The organism is Dokdonia ponticola (genome assembly GCF_042653865.1).
Classification (GTDB): Bacteria; Bacteroidota; Bacteroidia; order Flavobacteriales; family Flavobacteriaceae; genus Dokdonia; species Dokdonia ponticola.
Genome location: NZ_JBHSFV010000057.1, coordinates 1 through 600 on the forward strand (window position 1 = coordinate 1; position 600 = coordinate 600).

Genomic DNA, 600 nt, shown 5'->3' on the forward strand with positions numbered 1-600 from the left:
ATCCAGCTAATGGAACAGTAACGATCAATCCTGATGGGACAGTAACCTACACGCCAGATCCTGATTTTAACGGAACGGATACCTTTGACTATACAGTCACCGTAACAAATCCTGATGGAAGTACCACGACAGAAACAGCTACGGTAGTAGTCACAGTGACTCCAGTAGACGATATCATGGATGATACGGCGACCACACCAGAGGATACGCCAGTAGATATCGCGGTATTAGACAATGACGGCTTTGATCTAGATTCAGATGTCGAAGTAACGGAGGTCACCGATCCAAACAATGGAACGGTCACCATCAACCCTGATGGAACCGTGACCTACACACCAGATCCTGATTTTAACGGAACAGATACCTTTGACTATACAGTCACCGTAACAAATCCTGATGGTAGTACCACTACGGAAACAGCTACCGTAGTAGTCACAGTGACTCCAGTAGAGGATATCATGGATGATACGGCGACGACACCAGAGGATACGCCAGTAGATATCGCGGTATTAGACAATGACGGTTTTGATCCAGATTCAGATGTCGAAGTAACCGATGTTACGGATCCAGCTAATGGAACAGTAACGATCAACCCTGATG

Annotated in this window: 1 protein-coding gene; it reads left to right on the forward strand. The window is 46.2% G+C overall.

All coding sequences use genetic code 11. The features are described from left to right. Positions 1–600, forward strand: a 600-nt coding sequence (locus tag ACFO3O_RS22600; protein WP_379983078.1) for an Ig-like domain-containing protein, incomplete at both ends; no start/stop codon positions are given.